This is a genomic window from Paenibacillus polymyxa M1, from assembly GCF_000237325.1.
Lineage (GTDB): Bacteria > Bacillota > Bacilli > Paenibacillales > Paenibacillaceae > Paenibacillus > Paenibacillus polymyxa_C.
The window spans coordinates 2086403-2105459 of record NC_017542.1; the positions used below are offsets into that span (position 1 = coordinate 2086403).

A 19057-nucleotide genomic window follows, 5' to 3' on the forward strand; every position below is an offset into this window, starting at 1 on the left:
CCCCGCATGCAAAAAATTCTGAAAGTATAGAGGTTTATACTAAATATGAAACTAGCAAAATCTAGTCTATCATACCGAAAACACGCGGGGGAAATATCACAACTTTGTTACCTCTGTGTTGCTTGTGCAGATACCGAAGATGAGGCCGGGAAGTAACCGATCTCGACAGCATGCTCGATCATATTGCGAATAAACTCCAGGTCGGTTACCGGACACTGGACGCCAGCTTGTTCCAGCAGAGCTGTGGTTACAGAGCAGCCGTAACGGTAGGCCGAATCCTTGGCGCCATCACCTTCGAGTTGTCCCATAGCAAGGTGAAGTGCATCTTCCTGAATGCCAGAAGACGGATTCAGCAGCCAAGCGCTGTAATCGTCAAAAGGCAGGGTTTCTACTGCGTAACCGAGCTGGTTTACCATAGCGATCAATTCATCATATGGCAGTGGGTTCGGATTACAGATGTGGAAAATGCGGTTCGCACTTTTTTGCTTGACGGACAGTTCTACAATAGCACGGCTTGCGTAATCAATCGGTGTAAAGTCTGTATGCCAATCGGCTTGTGGAGCTTTGCCCAGCAGCAGCATCGCTTTCATCATACGATAATAAGCATTGCTGTCGATATTACGCTGGAAGCGTCCGTTGGCCGAATGGGCGGTCAAATTACCCGCACGGTAGATCGAGACAGGCGTACCTGCTTGAGCTGCTTGGAATAATAGCTTCTCTGCCGCAAGTTTACTGTTCGTGTACAGGTTGTCCACGTGCAGTTCATCTGGGAAGGCAGAGAGTTCTAATGTCGATTCCCATTTTCCTTCGTTTGCAAGATCCTCTGGTATTCCCATAGTGGAAACATGATGGAAGGAGACTCCTGGTTTAGCTTGGGCGATTTTAAGCAGTTCCAATGTTCCGGTCACATTCGTGCGATCGAAGGTTGCCGAATCACCAAAATGGCGAACGTCAGCGGCGCTGTGAATGATACCGTCGATGTGGTGCTCTAGCATATGGCGGTCGACAGAAGAGAGACCAAGATCAGCCTGCTCTAGATCCCCATAGACAGCCTTCACCCGTCCTTCCATCAAGCTGGAGATATCTTGACCAAAATATCCTGTCAATACGGATTGAATACGCTCAAAGCCAGATGGACCGTCCTGAGAAGGGCGTACCATTGCGTATACTTTGGCTTCTGTCCGGTGGAGCAGGTCATACAGAATGTGTGAACCCAGATATCCCGTGGCTCCGGTCAACAAAATCACGCGCAAGTCGCGGATTTCAGCTAAATCTGAAGTGCCAGGCAACTCAATAGGATGTTCATTCAAATCTGTTTTTTCCTGAGAAATCGCGAGTGACTTGCGCTGAGGCGCTTGTTCTGTAACTAATTGCTCTACATATTCAGCAAGCTCACGAACAGTTTTGTAGCGGAAGAAGTCACCAATACGCAGCGAGCCATAACGCGGCTTCAGAATAGCCAGCACATGAATGACACGAAGCGAATCGCCTCCGATCAGGAAGAAATCGTCGGTCGCGCCAATGTTATTTTTACCAAGCACTTGTGTCCATGCTTCGGCAATGAGTGTTTCGGTTCCTTCGCGGAGAGGCTCCCCACCAGACGTAACATCAGGCACTTCAGGAAGTGGCCGCAGGGCCAACTTTTTACGATCGATCTTGCCAGTTGGTGAAATAGGCATGGCTTCCAGATGAACAACATGGGTCGGTACAAAATAGGAAGGCAGCTTGCCTCCAATATAAGACTGAATAACGTCCTGTGGAATGGTCTGTCCGTCCGAAGTGGTGAAATAGCCAACTAACATGTTCTGATCTGTGTGATCCTTGACGGCAACGACAGCTACGTCCTGAACACCTGGATGTTTGGAGAAATGGTCTTCAATTTCTCCTATTTCAATCCGGTTCCCCCGAATTTTGAGCTGCGAATCCTTCCGGCTTACGTATTCAATCGTACCGTCTGGCAGTAGCTTGGCGATATCCCCCGAACGGTACATTTTCTCACCCGGGACAAATGGATTGTCCACGAACGATTGGGCTGTACGCTCCGGCTGGTGGAGATAGCCATGGGCCAACGCAGGCGTAGCAATGCATACTTCGCCCGGAATATTGACAGGGCAGAGCTTGTTATCGTCGTTAACGATGTACACTTTGTAATTGTAAATCGGCTTGCCGATCGGGATATTAACGACATGCTCAGGTACGGCACCACGGACTCGATGGGTCGTCGTCGCTACGGTGCATTCGGTAGGTCCGTATACGTTTACGATGTCGGTATCTGTACCGAATTTGCTTTGGAACGCCCGAACTTGTGAGCCATACAGCGCTTCGCCTGCTACAGTAACAATTCGAACATTTGCGAGTTTACGATAACCTTCGTCTGACAGGTACGTAGATAGCTGATTAAAGAATACGGTTGGCAAAATAGTAATAATCGTTGTGCCCGTACGTTCGATGGCTTCAGCGAATTCTTCAACAGATACGCGCTCTTCGGAAGACAGCAAGTACAATTTTGCACCGTAAAACAAGGCTCCAATCGTATCCCACACCGAAGCATCGAAGCTATAGGTGGCGAATTGGGTCAATACATCCTGAGGCGTAATGTCACAATCGCGTTGCACGACAGCTCCTAGGTTAACGACACCGCGGTGAGCGATCAGGGCACCTTTTGGTTTGCCTGTAGAACCGGAGGTATAGATGACATAAGCTAGATCATCTGAACTAACATCAACGTTTGGATTGCTTGCTGCATAACCTGCCAGTGGTCCATCAATAGCTAATATTTCTTTTACGGTTTCAATTGACCCGCATAGTTCAGCCGCTTGTTGGGTGAGTGCGGAAGTTGTTAAGACAAAAGGAGAACGCGTGTCCTCGACAATGTAGCTACTCCGGTCAGCGGGGTGAGCGGGATCAACGGGAACGTAGACCCCTCCGGCTTTCAGTATGCCGAGCAGGGAAATAACGGTCTCCAAGCTTCGTTCCATGAAGATGGTCACGAATTCACCTTTGGTGAGACCTTTGGATAACAAAACACGTGCGACTTGGTTAGCACGCTCGTTCAATTCACGGTACGTATACTCACCTGTATGGGAAGCAATAGCTGGACGATCAGGGTATTGGGAAGCCGCTTCTTCAAACATTCCGTGAATCGTCTGATGCTCAGGATATTTTACGACTGTATTATTTAAAGCTTCGTGAGCAGCTCGATCTGCGTCCGATAATATGTCAATGGAATTCACAAGTGCATGGCTGTTGTTGAGTGCACCACGCAGAAGGGTTACAAAGTATTCAGCGTAGCGGACCACCGTTGTTTCCAGCAAGAGTGATTGATCATATCGAATCTGTATTTGATAAGTGCCATTGCTCTCACTGACTGCCCAGTCCATAATACGGGATTCTACACCGCTGTCTGTAGGTAGTGTTGTTGAAAATGAAGTATCGGCTTGCGGTTCTGCCAGGAATGCATGAGGCTCACGGAGCATCTCCTGAAATAAGCTTGCCAGTTCATGAAAAGTCGTTTCCTTTTCAACTGTCAACGATGCTGTAAGCAGACCGGATTGAGGCATAAAAGTAGAGAAAGAAACTTCTTCCTCTGCGGATAGACGATATAACCATGCAGTATACGCTGATAAGAGCACCGCCTGTTTGTCTTCCGCAACTTTTTGTTGATTCAGTTGGTCCGAGATGGATGTTCCTAACTCTACTTGATAAGTAGAGGATGTATACTTGCGCTGTATACGTGCAAAATCCAAGGGAACTAGGAATGGGGATGGAGCTGTCTGTGTGCTGTTTTGTAGTAATGAAGCCATTACGCTAACCTCCTGAATGTTTGGTGTTTCAATATAAGTTGTAAATTTAGTAAATGCCTCCGATCCCTTCAAATGGATGAACAGGAGGGAGGCATTACCGAACGACTTACTTATGAAATATACATTGAAATCGATAAATGGATATTATGATTTGGTACGGTTTGTGTCTGCAATTTTGAAATAAGATGTAATTTCTTGAAGCTCTTCAGACATGGACGTCAGCTTATGGGATGACTCGATGATAGAATCCAAAGAAGCTTTTTGTTCCTCTACCGTTTGCATAATGTGAACACTGTTATTGGCTGTTTTGGTTACGGTGGAGGAAAGATCGTCTGCTGTCGCGGTCATTTCCTGTGTCCCCGCAGATATTTGCTCCGTAGCACTGGATACTTCTTGGATTTGCCATGCTAGATTTTTAGTTGCTTGAAGAATATCGTTGAACAACTCGCCTGCTTGTCCAGCAACGACAATACCGTTTTGAACTTCAACGTTCCCTTGCTCCATCGAATTCACAGCTTGTCCGATTTCACTTTGAATTTCTTCAATCAAAGAAGTAATTTGTTTAGTTGCCTCCGCAGATTGTTCTGCCAGCTTGCGTACTTCATTGGCCACAACGGCAAAGCCTTTACCTTCTTCACCGACACGCGCAGCTTCTATAGAAGCGTTCAGGGCGAGCAGGTTCGTTTGGCTAGAAATACCTGAAATGGTGCTAATGATATTGCCAATTTCCTGTGAACGGCTGTCCAGCAACTTGATGATACGGGAAGTATTCGTTACTGAATCGGTAATCAAATGCATTTGGGATGATACCTTATCTACAATCTCGTTACCTTCATTCGAACGCTTCTCTACCGAATTGGCTTCTTCGGCCACATTGGAAGAACTAGTAGCAATATTTTGGATAACTGATGCCATTTCAGCCATAGCTCGTGCACTATCGCCTGTCGCTTTTTCCTGTGAACGGATATTATCCGTAATTTCATTGATATTTTGGTTGATGATGTTGGAATTGATTCCGTTTTGCTCGCAGATTGCGAGTAATTCTTTCGCAGATTCATTGACTTCATCAGTAGTCTGCTTCACTTTGGTCATTATGCTGTTAATATGGCTTACCATATCGTTAAAGTTCTGATTCACGAGTCCCAAATCATCCTGACCAGTATGAATTTGAACATCCAGGTTTCCTCTGCTTACTTCACTGATACCGTACATCAGTTGCTTAATCGGAGACAGTGTGCGTTTTACTACCCAATATTGAAGCGCCAGGCAGATCAGTAGGAATATCACCAAAATGGTAGCGCCGCTAATGAGCAGCTTAGTCAATCCAGCCGGTACAGCCCCAGCATCAGCATCGACCGCAAAATAAGCAAAGATTTTGCCACTAGGATCTTTAATCGGCGTCATCAAAGTCGTCCAAGTACCAAAAGAGTCATCGTAGAAACTGGTGAATGTAGGTTTGCCGGAGTCCAGCATGCTAGTTACCCCTACAGCCACGACATTGGGTTGCTCGTACATAGCGCCGACACCCATCTTATCTTTTTCAAATGATTCTCTCAGATCTGTTGGCATTGCGACAATGGAGGTCTGATTCCCATTTTCCAGCTCTGTTCCGAAAATATAGGCGTGAGAGATATTCGGGTTCGTGGCCATGATGTTATCTAGATAGGTACGGAGTTTGGTTTGAATGGGTCCATCATAATTTTTTTCTTGAACCGCTTGGGATACTTCATCGGAATTAATGCCCTGCGCCCACTTCAATGTGATTTTTTCCACTTGCCCATGCAACTGGTCAATCAAAATCGTACGTTGGATCAAATAGCTAGACACAATAAGCACTAGCCCGATCAATACGATATTGAAGAAGGATAATAATAAGTTTTTGGTGAAGAATGATAAGCTACTCCACTTTTTCAAAATGTTCCACTCCCTGGTAGTATTTTTGTATATGGTGTTGAACCGCTTATCGAATGAGATAATCAAGTCCCCCTTACAAACATAATAAATAGAGATAATGACCCTTGATTTTTTTTAATAGGTCTTAAGTCTTTTTCGGACCAGTAAGATATCCCTATATATATGTCGTACAAAAAGCTCTTGAAATGAATACCTAACCCAATAAAAAATTAATTTTTAATAAGTAAACACTATGTGTATTTCAGTATTTCCCAATTTATGCTCACGCTTGAAATTCAAGTTCATTTCACTCCATAAGCAACTATTCAACAGAAACCATCATACTTTATAATAGAGTCAAATGCACTTATGAATTTGGGACATTTTTCATATTTGAAGCCGCAAATGCTTGATTTATCGCGGTTTACGTGAATTGTTTGCGAAATGAGTCCATGTATCTATGCATAGAGAAGAGGGAAGAGAAGAGTGTCCAAGCTTACGATTTTAAAGGTTGAGAGCAATCACTCGGATCTGCATCATTTGATTCATAGGCTGGATGAAGACTTGCTGGAAAGGTATCCTGCTGATCAAATTTACTTGGTCGATTTTTCCAATCCAAAAGTTAAAAGTATGTTTTTCGCTGTTGTGTATGTGGATGAAAAACCGGTTGCTTGCGGAGGGCTTAGGCCTATAGATGCGGAAGAGATGGAACTTAAGAGATTTTATGTCGATTCCTCTTATCGCAGACAAGGAATTGCGGTCAGCCTATTATCTTTTCTGGAAGAGGAAGCCAGAAAGCGGGGAGTTGTAAGGATTAAACTAGAGACCGGAGCGGCTCAACCTGAGGCAATTGCCTTCTATACCAAGCAAGGGTACGAACCTATTGAACGATTTGGGGAGTATGAATACGATGAAAATAGTCTTTGTTATGGTAAAAAGCTGTCTCTGTCTTTATAAAGCGTTCTCATATAAAATAGATGTTGATCAACACTAGCCTATATAGCGGGAGAGATGATAATGAATTTGAAGCAAAAAGCGGCTGAGAAAGCAGTAGAAGCGATTCAGGATGGCATGAAAGTAGGACTTGGTACAGGCTCGACAGCCTATTGGGCTATTCAAAAAATCGGAGAGCGTGTGGCACAAGGTTTACATATACAGGCTGTAGCTACATCCCAAGCCTCGGAGGATCAGGCTAGGGGGCTGGGTATTCCCATCATTCCGTTTGATCAAATTGGAAGGCTTGACGTTACCATTGATGGTGCAGATGAGGTGAATGAGCAACTGGTATTGGTGAAAGGTGGAGGCGGTGCTCTGCTGAGAGAGAAAATTGTGGAAAGCAATAGCGACCGATTAATCATAATTGTGGATGAGTCCAAGGATGTGAAGGTACTGGGCGCATTCCCTTTGCCGGTCGAGGTGGTACCTTTTGCCAGTGAATGGACGTTGGAGGCTCTGCGGCAGACGGGTTGTAAAGCGGAATGGCGTATGAAAGACGGCGAGCGCTTCCTTACGGATAACGGTAATTATATTGCCGATTGTCGCTATGGTACGATCGAGAACCCGCAGGAGCTGGAAATTCGCTTGAATCAAATTCCGGGTGTAGTCGATAATGGACTGTTCATTAACATGGCGGACCAAGTCATTATCGCACGAGCTAATGGACAAATTGACGTACGGAATAAATAATGTCTGGTAACCGTCTGTTTTATAATGTGGCATTCGTGTTATTGATATTATATACAGGGCTTCTATTATATTGGATGTTTCTCGGTTTTGGTCGTACATTACGGCCAGGACCTCCGTATTCATATAATATGGTTCCATTGGATACGATCGGGCGATACTGGCGGGCAATGTATTCGTCCCCTTTTCGGGTATGGGGTGTTAATTTGCTTGGGAATATTGGTGTGTTCATTCCCTTCGGTGTTCTTTTGCCGATCATTTGGGTGTCTATGCGCAAGGTAGGCAGGCTGCTGTTAGTGGTGGTGGCCGCATTGGTCATTCTCGAAGTAAACCAAATGCTGCTGGGCGCAGGTACGATGGATGTGGATGACATCATACTGAATGTGCTGGGAGTATTATGCGGACGTGTTGCCTATGTATTTTTACGTAAGAAATTAAGAACTGAATCATAATCGCCCTGCTCTCGATATCAGTGTTTAATGACTAGTCGAGGGCAGGCTTTTTTTACATAATGAACGGCAATTTTCGCATAATAGATGGTAATTCTACAATAACAGAGCGTAAGAGCAGGAAGGGAAGCGCTTAAACTTGACAAAAGTACGCAATTAAGATATCTTTGAATAAAGATATGAGTAACGGAGGCTGTTAATATGTCTGTAAAACCAGATGATCAGGACTTAGCGCTTAATTTGTTCGTTGTTCTGGCACGTGCCTATAATTCGGTCACATCTCGCACGAATCGGGACATTCATAGTCATGGATTAAATACAACTGAATTTGGTGTGCTTGACCTGCTGTATTATCGCGGACCGCAGCCTTTGCAGAAAATTGGAGAAAAGGTACTGATCTCCAGTGGGAATATTACGTATGTGGTGGATAAACTTCAGAAAAAAAACCTGCTTTTTCGCCGTGCGTCACAAGATGATCGGCGTGTAATTTATGCAGAATTGACTGACGATGGACGTCATTTTTTTGAGCAAATATTTCCACAGCATCATCGAGTTATTATGGAGACTGTGGATGGCTTATCCGTGGAAGAGAAGGAGCAGGCTATTCATCTGCTAAAAAAGCTTGGACTAACAGCTGAGGGACAGAAGAGTAACGGATCATAAGTGTTGCATATTCTGGTTAATTCAGCTTTGAGATAAAATACCGACTTTTCGGTATTTTATTTTTTTGTCTAATTTTGGAGCAGTAGGTACGCAAATCAGGTATAATTGTCTAATAGTCTCGATCTGAGGTCATCCCTAGAACCTGTTTCATATACAAATACCTTGTCGGGGAAGGAGCTGTACATGAGTATACAGCAATATACCGCAGGTGAGTCGCTATTAATGCAAGCAGGAGGCTTGGCTGAACTAGTTACCCATAAACAATACGAATTACAGCCAGATCTTTTGGAGCGCTTTGGGGACAACGGTAAAATAAAGACAAAACAGGACTCCATATATAGTTTGAACTATTTAGCAGAAAGTGTAATCGTGAACAGTCCTATTTTATTTACGTATTATGTTTCCTGGTTAAAGAGACTTCTAGAAGGTTTCGGCATAACCCAAGAAGATTTGATTATCAATTTTCAATTAATTCGGGAGACGTTGGTAGAGCACTTTCATCACACGGATAAAACGACGGTACTGATGCATCTGGAATTGGGGATACAGCAAATTGGGAAGAAGGAGGAGTACGCCTCTTTTATTACAGATGATAATCCCTATGCTGCAGATGTGGCTCAATATTTGGAATATTTACTTTTAGGTAATCGCAGACAGGCTTTGGATTGGATCGTTCATTTGCTTGATGAAGGTACGTCTATTCAACATACTTATAAATATATTTTTCAAATTTCGCAATATGAAATAGGTCGTCTGTGGCATGAAGGCAAAATTACGGTTGGCCAAGAACATTTTTGTACTGCTGCGACTCAGTTTATTATTTCCAGCCTGTATCCCAGATGGATAGGTACTGGAAATAAGGGACGCAGCCTTGTAGCAGCATGTGTAGGCAGCGAGCAGCATGAAATAGGTCTGCGTATGCTGGCTGATATATTCGAGATGGATGGTTGGGATACGTACTATTTAGGTGCTAATGTACCTGATCGGAGCCTGCTTCAGGCCATTGTGAGTTACAACGCAGATGTGGTAGCTATCTCAGCTACCATGGCTTACCATGTCCATCTGGTGAAAAAGTTGATTACTGTTATCCGTCAAAATACAACTACTAGTCATGTGAAAATTATGGTCGGTGGCTTGCCCTTTAATCTTGATTCACACTTATGGCAGGAAGTTGGGGCGGATGGATATGCACCAGGTGCGGAGGAAGCGCTGGAGGTAGCAGAGGACATACTTTCGCTCAAGAGATAATGTTAGTGTTGGCAACCCGTAAGTCATTTTGTAAAGGGGGCCTTTTAATATGAAGGAACCGACAGCAGAAATGGCTGTCCTGCGGAGAACGGTCGAACAATTAACGGATGAGGTTCTGAAAAGCAAAGCTGAGGAAGAAAAGCTGCTGAATGAATTTTCAGCAATGAACAACGAGCTGGTCAATCTGCAGCGTCAGCTTGCCAAAAGCAATGCGGAATTAAAGCGGACAAAGGAAGAAGCGATACGGGCTAATGACCTGAAGAGCACTTTTCTCGCCGTGGTTAGTCATGAATTTAGAACGCCAATGAACGGAATTCTGGGGATGATCGAAATGTTAGCTTCATCCAAACTGTCTCCAGATCAGCGGCAGGCCATCGGTGTGATACGTGAGTCGGCCTCTCTGCTGCTAAACATGATTAATAATCTGCTCGATATATCCAAAGTAGAAGCAGGACAGATGGAATTGGAGATCGGAAATGTCAGAGTTCAAGCGATTATGAGCCATGTTGCCCAGTTGTTGGAGCCACAAATTTATCAGATGGGCAATCAGTTGAGTATAGAGACTGATCCTGGCGTGGCAGAGCATCTCGAAGGAGATTCGGCAAGGATCATGCAGATCTTGCTTAATCTGTTGAACAATGCGAATAAATTTACAAGCGAAGGGAACCTTGTTGTTCGGACAAAATTGGTTGAGGAAACAAAAGATTCCCAACGTGTTCGTTTTGAAGTACAGGATTCGGGCATCGGGATTTCACCGGAGGATCAGGACAAGCTGTTTCAGCCTTATGTGCAAGCCGGTGAGGGCGGCGCCTCTCAATATGGAGGAACGGGACTGGGACTATGGATATGCAGCTCGTTTGTGAAACTTATGCAGGGAGAGATTGGGGTCGTCAGCGAAGAAGGCCAAGGCTCCACATTCTGGTTTGAAATTCCCTTCAGGAAGGCATCAGGACAGGCAGATAAAATAGAGAAACATGAAAATGGTGAATTGACGGCACGTAGCGAATTGCTTCGTGAGCATATTCATTCTCAAGTTATTTTGGTGGCTGAGGATAATCGGATGAATCGTCAAGTGGTACAATTACAGCTTAACCACCTGGGATTCCAGCATATTGACTTTGCCGAGGATGGGCAAGCCGCAGTAAGAGCGGCCTCCGAACGATCCTACGCCTGCATTCTAATGGATCACCATATGCCTCTGCTAAATGGTCACGATGCGACGAAAGCGATCCGCCAGTGGGAAGTAGAAAACCAACAGCCGCCCGTAACGATCATTTCTTTGACCGGAAATGTGTCCGAGGAAGACCAGGCTCGTGGGCGGGAGGTTGGAGTGAACGATTACTTGACGAAACCGGTGACGATTGAAAATCTCTCAGAAAAGCTCGTCAAATGGCTACCCGTTCCGGAATCCGAGCCTATTTTGGATGAGGATGTTATTCGGGAAATTATGTTGCTGGATGAGGATGGTAGCACGGGATTACTCGAGTCATTGGTTGAAATGTATACTAGTGATACACCTGCCAAAATCAACAAGTTAAAAGAATTGGTTGCTGCGGGCGAAGCCACAAAAGTAGTAGAGGCTGCTCATGAGTTGAAATCAGGCAGCGTGAGTCTAGGGGTCGGGCGTTTGTCCAAGTTGCTGTCTGATATTGAACAGCTTGCACGGGAGAACCGACTTGAGAATACGCAAGTGAAGTTGTCTGCGCTCCAGTCTGTCTATCAGGCAACGTGCTTAGAGCTGGAACGTTATATTCACCAGTCTAGACTGATTCCCCCTTGTTAGACTTGTACCTAGAAGGAGGACCTAAGATATATATATGAAAGAACAGCTGCGTTCCATTCACCCGCTGGCCTGGACGATTATAGCAGGTACGATTTTTGGTCGGATGGCGACCTCGATGAGCATCCCATTTTTGTCTATTTATCTGACCACCCGTCTAGGGGTTTCCCCCTTTCATACGGGGGTGATCGTATCGGTCAGCTCGCTGGTCGGCATTTTTGCCAGCTTTTACGGTGGATATATTTCAGATCGGATCGGACGGCGTAAGGTGATGCTGGTATCCATCGCGAGTTGGGCGCTTGTATTCGTCGCTTTTGCGTTGGCAGAAGCGGCTTGGGCTTTTTTTGTCATTAATGCTCTGAACGGACTATGCAGATCCTTGTTCGAGCCAACTTCGCGGGCGCTATTATCAGATGTAACCCCCAAGGAGAAAAGATTGCTCGTCTATAACATGAGATATGCGGCGATTAATGTTGGTGTGGTGGCAGGACCGCTGCTTGGTTTGATGTTGGGATCGGCATCTACAGGTACGCCGTTTATGGTAGCCGCTGGTGTGTATGCTCTGTACGGGGTGCTGCTGTTGATCCAATTTACTCGGTATGCAGCAGATCTGCATGTAGGCACAACCGCAGGCGAGGCTCCGCTGCGGATGGGTGAGGCGTTCCGAACAGCCAGCAGAGATCCCGTATTTATGCCGATTTTGTTGGGAACCGTATTCTGCGTAATGGGCTATGCTCATTCCAATTCGACAATGCCTCAATTTTTATCGTTGTCCTTCGAGGAAGGTACCCGGTGGTTTACATACATGCTAACGGTCAACGCGTTTTGCGTATTGGCTTTTCAGTATCCACTGGTACGACTGGCAAGCCGCTTTTCTCCAGTGAATTCCTTAATAGCAGGGAATATATGTATTGCAGTTAGCTTGCTGCTGTGCGGTATGCTAAACTCAGGCTGGATGTTTATACTGGATATGGTGTTGTTTACAGTAGGCGAAGTATTATTGTTCACGATGCTGGACGTACTGATTGATCAAATTGCTGATGTCCAATATAAAGGGACCTACTTCGGTACGATCGGCTTTAATAATTTGGGTAGTGTACTGGCTCCTTTATTTGGTGGCTGGTTGCTGGATATCTATGGTCAAACAGCACCGCTTGCCGTGTTTGTTCCGGTTGCACTATCGGTTGTGATCGGTATTCCGTTCCTGCTGGTCGCACGCCGCCGTTTGGCGCAGCGTACAGCCCGGTTCGCGGCTCAAGGTGGAGAGTCTGTGCAGCAACTATCATCATAAAAAAGGGAGCTGAGTACAGGATGAAGTCGGAAGAAGATGTGCTACGAATTATACAATATATGAATGATCCACAGGTTTTGGAAGACTTGCGCTATGTGCGAGAGCTGAAGCTTCCGCAAGGCTGTATAGCCGCGGGCTATGTACGAAACCGGGTTTGGGACAAGCTTCATGGCTATACAACGGCTACACCTCTAAACGATATCGATGTTATTTATTTTGACCCTAAAAATACGCTAGAGGAACGAGATGGGTTTCTGGAGCAGTCCTTGAATCGTAAACAGGCAGGACGCAACTGGTCTGTCAAAAATCAAGCTCGGATGCATATTCGCAACGGGGAGGCTCCGTATTCCTCGATAGAGGATGCGATGAGCCGCTGGCCAGAGACGGCAACAGCTGTAGCCATTCGATTGAATGCCAAGGATCAAATGGAGGTTATTTGTCCGTATGGGTTGGAAGATCTGCTGGATATGCGGGTACGCCAAAGCCCCCTGTTCCGTCACACTACGGCTTTTCGTCAGCGTGTATTTGAAAAACAGTGGCTAGATAATTGGCCGTTGCTTATTGTGGAAAACTAAAGTATAACCTCATTTCAGATTATAAGGAGAGACGACTAACGATGTTTAAAAATATAAAACCAGATTCAGATCGTGAGGAGGTGCTGGAGCTCCTTACCTACGCTGTGCTTGATCATCCTGAACGCGGAGAGGCGGCTTTGCGTGCTTATCAAGCCTCGGATGAATGGAAGTTGTTCGGTGTGGAAGATGAAGGACTTATTGTAGGTGTTGTCGGTTTTGAGGAGCGGGAGGATGGAACGATCGTGCTCCATCATCTGGCTGTATTACCTGAAAATCGTCATAGAGGCTACGGCAGAGGGATGTTGCTTACGCTTATTAAGGAGCGTAGCCCGAAGCGACTTACGGTGGACACAGATGCGGAGGGGGCAGATTTCTTCCGCAACGTGGGTTTTGCCGTATATGGATCGGAGGATTTGCCAGATGGTGGGCAATTCCATTGTATATATGAAATAGACGAAGAATAAGCGAATCTCCGTGTCCCACTTCCTTTTTTCTACATAATATATGTTATGTCGGAGGGAGGTGGGTTTCATTGGCGTATCACTACACAGCGATTGGAGATTCTTTAACGACAGGTGCAGGGACGTTGCTGAGTGGCGGCTTTGTACCTGTCTATCGGCGAATGGCGGAAAGACATCTCCGTACGCCAGTCAGTTACGAGAATCTGGGAATCAACGGATTGACATCGCAGGAGCTGCTGTCCATGGTCCGCAACAATCCGCTTTTTCGGTCGGCAATCAGCCGGGCTGAACTCATAACGGTGACGATCGGCGGGAATGATCTGCGTCCATATATCAGTACACTTGCTGGAAGCCCAGGCGCGTCGGGTTCTTCCATTTCGCAAGCGCTGAATCATACCAAAGAACATGTACGCCAAATTGTACATGCCCTGTATCAAATAAAGTCCGGTCAGCGTGAGCCATTTATCATCCGAATGGTGGGGTTATATAATCCTTTTCCAGGAGTAAGGGAGGCGGGAGTATATGTGCGCCAATACAACTCGTTTCTCTATACATTGGGCGGGCCGAATTATCGGGTAGCGAACATTTATCCCATATTCGAAGGCAATGAACGGGCACTGCTTTCGCTGGACCGGATACATCCGAACAGCCGTGGTTATCGCGTGATTGCGGAAGAGCTGAATCGACTTGGTTATGCGCCGTTACGATGACCGTGAGAGGATGCTTTGGATCGGAAAAAGTATAATAAAGAAAGAGGTTCATCATGGCAGATTAACTGTTCATCTTGAACCTCTTTTTTGCGTTTCAGCGTGTGATTTAGCTGATTATTTTACGGAATAGACTGCGTGCAGCCCACTTGCGCTCACTTCGTTTGCGGTATTTGGGCAGAGAACGATAGACAGCAATAGACTGGTTAAATGCAGTGATGGCTTCATCCTTGCGTCCCAGCATACGGTACATCAGGCCTGTCAGATAATAGCCCTCGCTGGAAGAAGACTGAATCTCCTGAAAATGCTGTAGATAGTGTAGTGACTTATTTACGTCCCGTTCCTTGAAAGCTGCGGCTAAATGCAAATAGGGTTCACCGTATTGCACCCGCGGGTTAATGTCCAGTGCCTTGAGTAAATGCTGTTCTCCATCCTCCAGGTGGGTTGTGTGTACCTCAGCCGTACCCCGCGCGTTCCAATAATCTGCTGAATCTTCATATCGGGATTGAATTTCCAATAGTAGCTCCAAAGCCTGCGAGTATTTCTTGCTTTCGATCCAAATCCGTGCCAAATCAAACTTGGCAGCCACATCGTTGGTGTTTAACACAATCTGTTGACGCAATCGTGCTGCATTGCGTCTTCTTTTCCAAGGTTTGCTGATGCTGGGCAATACACCGACAAAGCTGCGATCCAATATATAGATCACAATTAGGAGTACGAGCATTGCCAAAAACGGATTACCGAGCAAACTCCATAGTAGAGAGAAAATCAAAAATTTCCCAATCATTCTGCTCCAATCCTCCTGTACATGTAACTATCCATACTTTCCACATTATAGCATAGGTTACTTTAAGGGGCATTAGCATCATGAGATTTCGAAGGATGATAGCTTTCAGAATTGGTGGGGGACTTGTACATGCTTTTGATATATCGATGGGGAAAAAGAGGAGCATGAGATGTCTCAGCATTCCCGCCAAAAGGTTGAACAGTCGGCCTTATCCAAAATATTAAACTCGATTATTTTCTCAAGTAATGAGAAATCAACTGGACTATCCCACTGGATACGTACCAACTGCTTGGTGTGATTATAGCCAGCCTGCACAATTAACTCAGAAAAATGATTAATCCCTGCCTTTTCAGGGGCAACGGCTAAATGATGTTTGGCTACGCTAAAGCCAATAATAAATGTGCCGTGATCCATAAACATAGGCTGATTCCACGCAATTTTTGGCAATAAATTTGGAAAATTCTTGGTTACCCAAGCCAAAACCTCTTCCGTTCGGGCCCGATGTTGTGGGTTATCAATATGCGCTAAATATTCTGCAAAAACTTCCATGTTGTTCCCTCCTAAAATAAAAATTATGTCCTGTAATATTCCTCAGCAAGAATAGAGTACAAATATGAATCATGAAACTCGCCTTTGTAGTACCAATGTTCTCGCATTATACCTTCACGTTGCATTCCGATCTGTTGCATAACCTTCTCAGAAGCTTTATTTTCTGGACGACATGTTGCATAAATACGATGGACATCAAGTGTGCTAAATCCAAATCCTAGCAGGGCTCGTGCCGCTTCTGTTGCATAACCCTTACCTTGATAATCTGGGTTTAAAATATAACCCATTTCTGCATTAGTATCTTTGACATGAATACCAACACCGCCGATCAGAATTCCAGTTTCTTTCAGACATACGGCTAGTTCGTAGTCTTGTCGTGGCTTTTCCAGCTGTGAGACTAGAACTTGTTCTATATACGCCTTTGTATCTTCTTCTGTATTGGGTCCCCATGCTGTGTGCCTAGTAACTTGAGGCAATGACGTGTAGGTATGTATACTTCCTTAAGCAGATCTGATGGGAAAGATTCAAGATTTTGAAAGAAAACGTTAAAGAAGAGTATCCAATTACGTGTTGAACAATGGGAACGAATGAATCCTTTTGCCGCCTGAACGCAAACCGCAAGGGAGGCGTCCGGCAAAAGCAATCAGAAGATAATGAATGTGGTAATGGAGCAGCCTACGGTTATGGGGTATCTGCTTGTCCTAAAACACCCTGCGAGCTGTTACGAAACGTTTCTTCCATTTACCGTCAAACGTGTCAAAATGAACGCCGCGTTCTTTGGAGAAAGTATGCAGCAATTTGTTGTTCCCTGCATAGATCGCCACATGGCCGATCTCCAGCCCCCGCGCACTGAAGAACAGCAGGTCACCTTTGCGCAGCTCGTTCAGCCCGATCTCTTGGCCTTCTTTGGCCTGATCGTAAGAGACACGGGGGAGGTCGACAGAGAGCGTATGCCGGAACACTTCCCCGACAAAAGAGGAACAATCAAAGGTCGATGTTTGTCCGGTTGCAGCGCCGAATTCATAAGGGGTGCCAAGGTATTTCTGCCCGTAGGCGATCAGTTCATCTCCCTGCCGTTCTGCTAGGGAAGTGCTGGTATAGTCACTGTATTTTGGTTTTGCCGATATGTACCCGGTCAGGTTGTTTTTAGTGCGTACTTCCAGCCAGAGGGCATTGACCTCGCGGATGACATGAACCTTTTCACCGGTTGGAATAAGCCGCAGGGAAGGGGAAGTTTCTGATGAATCCGGTTTGCTACGCAGGTTGACTCCATAAAGAACCGTTGTGAAAAAATCATCAGTGGAGGCAATCCGAATCGTACGGGTTAGGCCGTCCCACTTCACTGTGCTCCCAAGTGCTTCACTCACAAAACGCAGTGGAATCATTGTGTTGCCCTCAACAATCTGTCCGGGAACGTTCAGGGATAGCGTTTTGCCGTTGAGGGTGGAGGTGACTTCTCCAATGCGATAGGTCAGCGTCGTGTCGTTTTTGGTTGCTGTTACGGTTTTGCTGGATCCATTCCAGGAAAGCACAGCTCCTTGCGCTTCAAACAACTGCCGCATGGGAACGAGCGTTGTCCCGTCTAGCAGTAGCGGTTGAGCAGTAAGCTCAAGCGGGCGGTCATCCACATAAACGGTTGTTACTGGAGTTAGCGGTGCCGGCTTGGCGTAAGATGGGGTTGCTTGAAGCAGTGGTACTGCCAGCAGAGCCAGCCATACTTTCTTGTTGATTCTCATGCTGTCATCACCTCGTTGTTAATGTGTTCCTCTAAGTTGTACGATACTGTCTCCGATTAGTTGTGTACCAATTATTGGACTGATTCAAAAAACAAAACAAACAAAAATAAAACAAATAAATATCTGTGTTTTTATATTGACATCAAAATCAAATAAAGATAGAATTGCAATTGTGAAATGTTTCACTTTAGAGTAGTTCTGTATTTAGCGAGGGATCAAAAGTGAATCCTTGGGAGGCAGATTTTTATGAGCGCACATGTATTTTTTGTACCATCTATCAATCTGATGGGAAAAGGCTGTTTGCATGAAGTTGGACCCTATATAAAAGAACTACATTTACACAAAGCACTGGTCGTGACGGATAAGTTTCTGATGAAGAGTGGAATTGCCGGCAAGGTCACATCCTTGCTGGATGATATAGGCTTGGACTATGCGGTATATGATGAGGTCAAGCCCAACCCGACCTGTAAAAATGTACATGATGGTGTCCAATTTCTACAAGAAAACGGCTGTGACTTCTTAATTTCCATTGGCGGAGGATCCCCACAGGATACGGCCAAGGGAATCGGCATTATTGCTACCAACGGGGGACATATAACTGAGTATGAGGGCGTTCATCAATCCAAGCATAAATCGCTGCCAATTGTCGCTATTAATACAACGGCAGGAACATCCGCAGAAATTACAATCAATTATGTCATTACGGACGAAGAGCGCAAAGTCAAAATGGTTATGGTTGACAAGAATAGCGTAGCTACGATTTCAGTCAACGATCCTGAACTGATGGTAGACAAACCCGCCGCATTAACGGCAGCTACCGGACTAGATGCTTTGACCCATGCCATTGAAGCTTTGGTTACTCCGGGTTCCTACCCTGTTACAAATGCGACCGCGTTGGCAGCAGTAGAACTTATTTTTAACAATTTGGCCCGCACGGTGAGCAATGGTCATGATATAGAAGCACGTGAACAAATGGTTTTCGCTATTTTCTTGGGAGGACTTGCATTTAATAATGCCGGCTTGGGTTACGTCCATGCTATGGCCCATCAGCTAGGCGGCGTATACGATTTGTCTCATGGGGTTTGCAATGCCATGCTGCTGCCGATTGTGGAGGAGGAGAATGCCAAGCATGTACCAGAGAAGTTTCGTGCCATTGCTAAGGTGATCGGTTTTGAAGATAAGGGAAAAACGGATAAAGAATGCGCAGACTATGTAATTCAAAGAATCAAAGACCTGTCGAAGGAAGTAGGGATTCCTGCCAAACTTTCTGAACTAGGTGTAAATGAGGTGGATTTAGACTTGCTTGCCGAAAACTCCATGAAGGATGCTTGCGCTCCGGGCAATCCGTTCATACCTAGCAAAGAACAAGTTATCGAAATGTTTAAGAAAATTCTATAAATAATACTGTTATTATTTTTTGTTATTTTTGTTA

The 19057-nt window shown here is 45.3% G+C and carries 17 protein-coding genes; 11 read left to right on the top strand and 6 right to left on the bottom strand.

The genetic code is table 11. The features are described 5' to 3' along the window. Window positions 1-107: 107 nt before the first annotated feature. Both PPM_RS09470 and PPM_RS09475 read right to left on the bottom strand, forming a co-directional pair. Window positions 108-3803: an amino acid adenylation domain-containing protein gene (locus PPM_RS09470; protein ID WP_013370596.1), complete on the bottom strand. Its 3696-nt coding sequence runs from the start codon at window positions 3801-3803 to the stop codon at window positions 108-110. A 144-nt stretch (window positions 3804-3947) separates the two neighbouring features. After that, complete coding sequence (locus tag PPM_RS09475) at window positions 3948-5717, bottom strand: methyl-accepting chemotaxis protein (protein WP_013370597.1); 1770 nt, start codon at window positions 5715-5717, stop codon at window positions 3948-3950. A 465-nt stretch (window positions 5718-6182) separates the two neighbouring features. Here PPM_RS09475 and PPM_RS09480 point away from each other — a divergent pair, with 465 nt between their 5' ends. From PPM_RS09480 to PPM_RS09525, 10 genes are all read left to right on the top strand, one after another. Next, window positions 6183-6653 (top strand): GNAT family N-acetyltransferase, encoded by a 471-nt coding sequence (locus PPM_RS09480; RefSeq protein WP_013370598.1) that lies wholly within the window; start codon window positions 6183-6185, stop codon window positions 6651-6653. Between the two features lie 60 nt (window positions 6654-6713). Then, entirely contained in the window at window positions 6714-7382 is a 669-nt protein-coding gene (gene rpiA, locus PPM_RS09485) for a ribose-5-phosphate isomerase RpiA (protein ID WP_013370599.1), read from the top strand. After that, on the top strand, window positions 7382-7831 hold the full coding sequence (locus PPM_RS09490) for a VanZ family protein (protein ID WP_043885922.1): 450 nt from the start codon (window positions 7382-7384) through the stop codon (window positions 7829-7831). Before rpiA ends, PPM_RS09490 begins: the two co-directional genes overlap by 1 nt. A gap of 198 nt (window positions 7832-8029) precedes the next feature. Continuing rightward, a complete protein-coding gene (locus PPM_RS09495; RefSeq protein ID WP_013370601.1) occupies window positions 8030-8491 on the top strand; it encodes a MarR family winged helix-turn-helix transcriptional regulator in 462 nt (153 codons plus the stop codon). A 183-nt stretch (window positions 8492-8674) separates the two neighbouring features. Further along, on the top strand, window positions 8675-9739 hold the full coding sequence (locus tag PPM_RS09500; RefSeq protein ID WP_013370602.1) for a cobalamin B12-binding domain-containing protein: 1065 nt from the start codon (window positions 8675-8677) through the stop codon (window positions 9737-9739). A gap of 49 nt (window positions 9740-9788) precedes the next feature. Further along, complete coding sequence (locus PPM_RS09505; RefSeq protein ID WP_013370603.1) at window positions 9789-11522, top strand: ATP-binding protein; 1734 nt, start codon at window positions 9789-9791, stop codon at window positions 11520-11522. A 34-nt stretch (window positions 11523-11556) separates the two neighbouring features. Continuing rightward, entirely contained in the window at window positions 11557-12810 is a 1254-nt protein-coding gene (locus tag PPM_RS09510; RefSeq protein ID WP_013370604.1) for an MDR family MFS transporter, read from the top strand. Window positions 12811-12830: 20 nt separating this feature from the next. Continuing rightward, window positions 12831-13385 carry a nucleotidyltransferase family protein gene (locus tag PPM_RS09515; RefSeq protein WP_013370605.1) on the top strand — a complete coding sequence of 185 codons (555 nt, stop codon included), beginning with the start codon at window positions 12831-12833 and terminating at the stop codon, window positions 13383-13385. A 41-nt stretch (window positions 13386-13426) separates the two neighbouring features. Further along, window positions 13427-13849 carry a GNAT family N-acetyltransferase gene (locus PPM_RS09520; protein WP_013370606.1) on the top strand — a complete coding sequence of 141 codons (423 nt, stop codon included), beginning with the start codon at window positions 13427-13429 and terminating at the stop codon, window positions 13847-13849. A gap of 68 nt (window positions 13850-13917) precedes the next feature. Next, entirely contained in the window at window positions 13918-14556 is a 639-nt protein-coding gene (locus PPM_RS09525) for a GDSL-type esterase/lipase family protein (RefSeq protein WP_013370607.1), read from the top strand. A gap of 106 nt (window positions 14557-14662) precedes the next feature. Here PPM_RS09525 and PPM_RS09530 read toward each other — a convergent pair whose 3' ends face one another. From PPM_RS09530 to PPM_RS09545, 4 genes are all read right to left on the bottom strand, one after another. Beyond that, on the bottom strand, window positions 14663-15340 hold the full coding sequence (locus tag PPM_RS09530) for a tetratricopeptide repeat protein (RefSeq protein ID WP_013370608.1): 678 nt from the start codon (window positions 15338-15340) through the stop codon (window positions 14663-14665). Window positions 15341-15514: 174 nt separating this feature from the next. Next, window positions 15515-15889: an iron chaperone gene (locus tag PPM_RS09535; protein WP_013370609.1), complete on the bottom strand. Its 375-nt coding sequence runs from the start codon at window positions 15887-15889 to the stop codon at window positions 15515-15517. Between the two features lie 23 nt (window positions 15890-15912). Next, complete coding sequence (locus tag PPM_RS09540) at window positions 15913-16383, bottom strand: GNAT family N-acetyltransferase (RefSeq protein ID WP_043885924.1); 471 nt, start codon at window positions 16381-16383, stop codon at window positions 15913-15915. 207 nt (window positions 16384-16590) lie between these two features. Next, window positions 16591-17625, bottom strand: a complete 1035-nt coding sequence (locus PPM_RS09545) for a stalk domain-containing protein (RefSeq protein ID WP_013370611.1) — start codon at window positions 17623-17625, stop codon at window positions 16591-16593. Between the two features lie 246 nt (window positions 17626-17871). Here PPM_RS09545 and PPM_RS09550 point away from each other — a divergent pair, with 246 nt between their 5' ends. Then, window positions 17872-19023 (top strand): iron-containing alcohol dehydrogenase, encoded by a 1152-nt coding sequence (locus PPM_RS09550; protein WP_013370612.1) that lies wholly within the window; start codon window positions 17872-17874, stop codon window positions 19021-19023. Window positions 19024-19057: the final 34 nt, after the last annotated feature.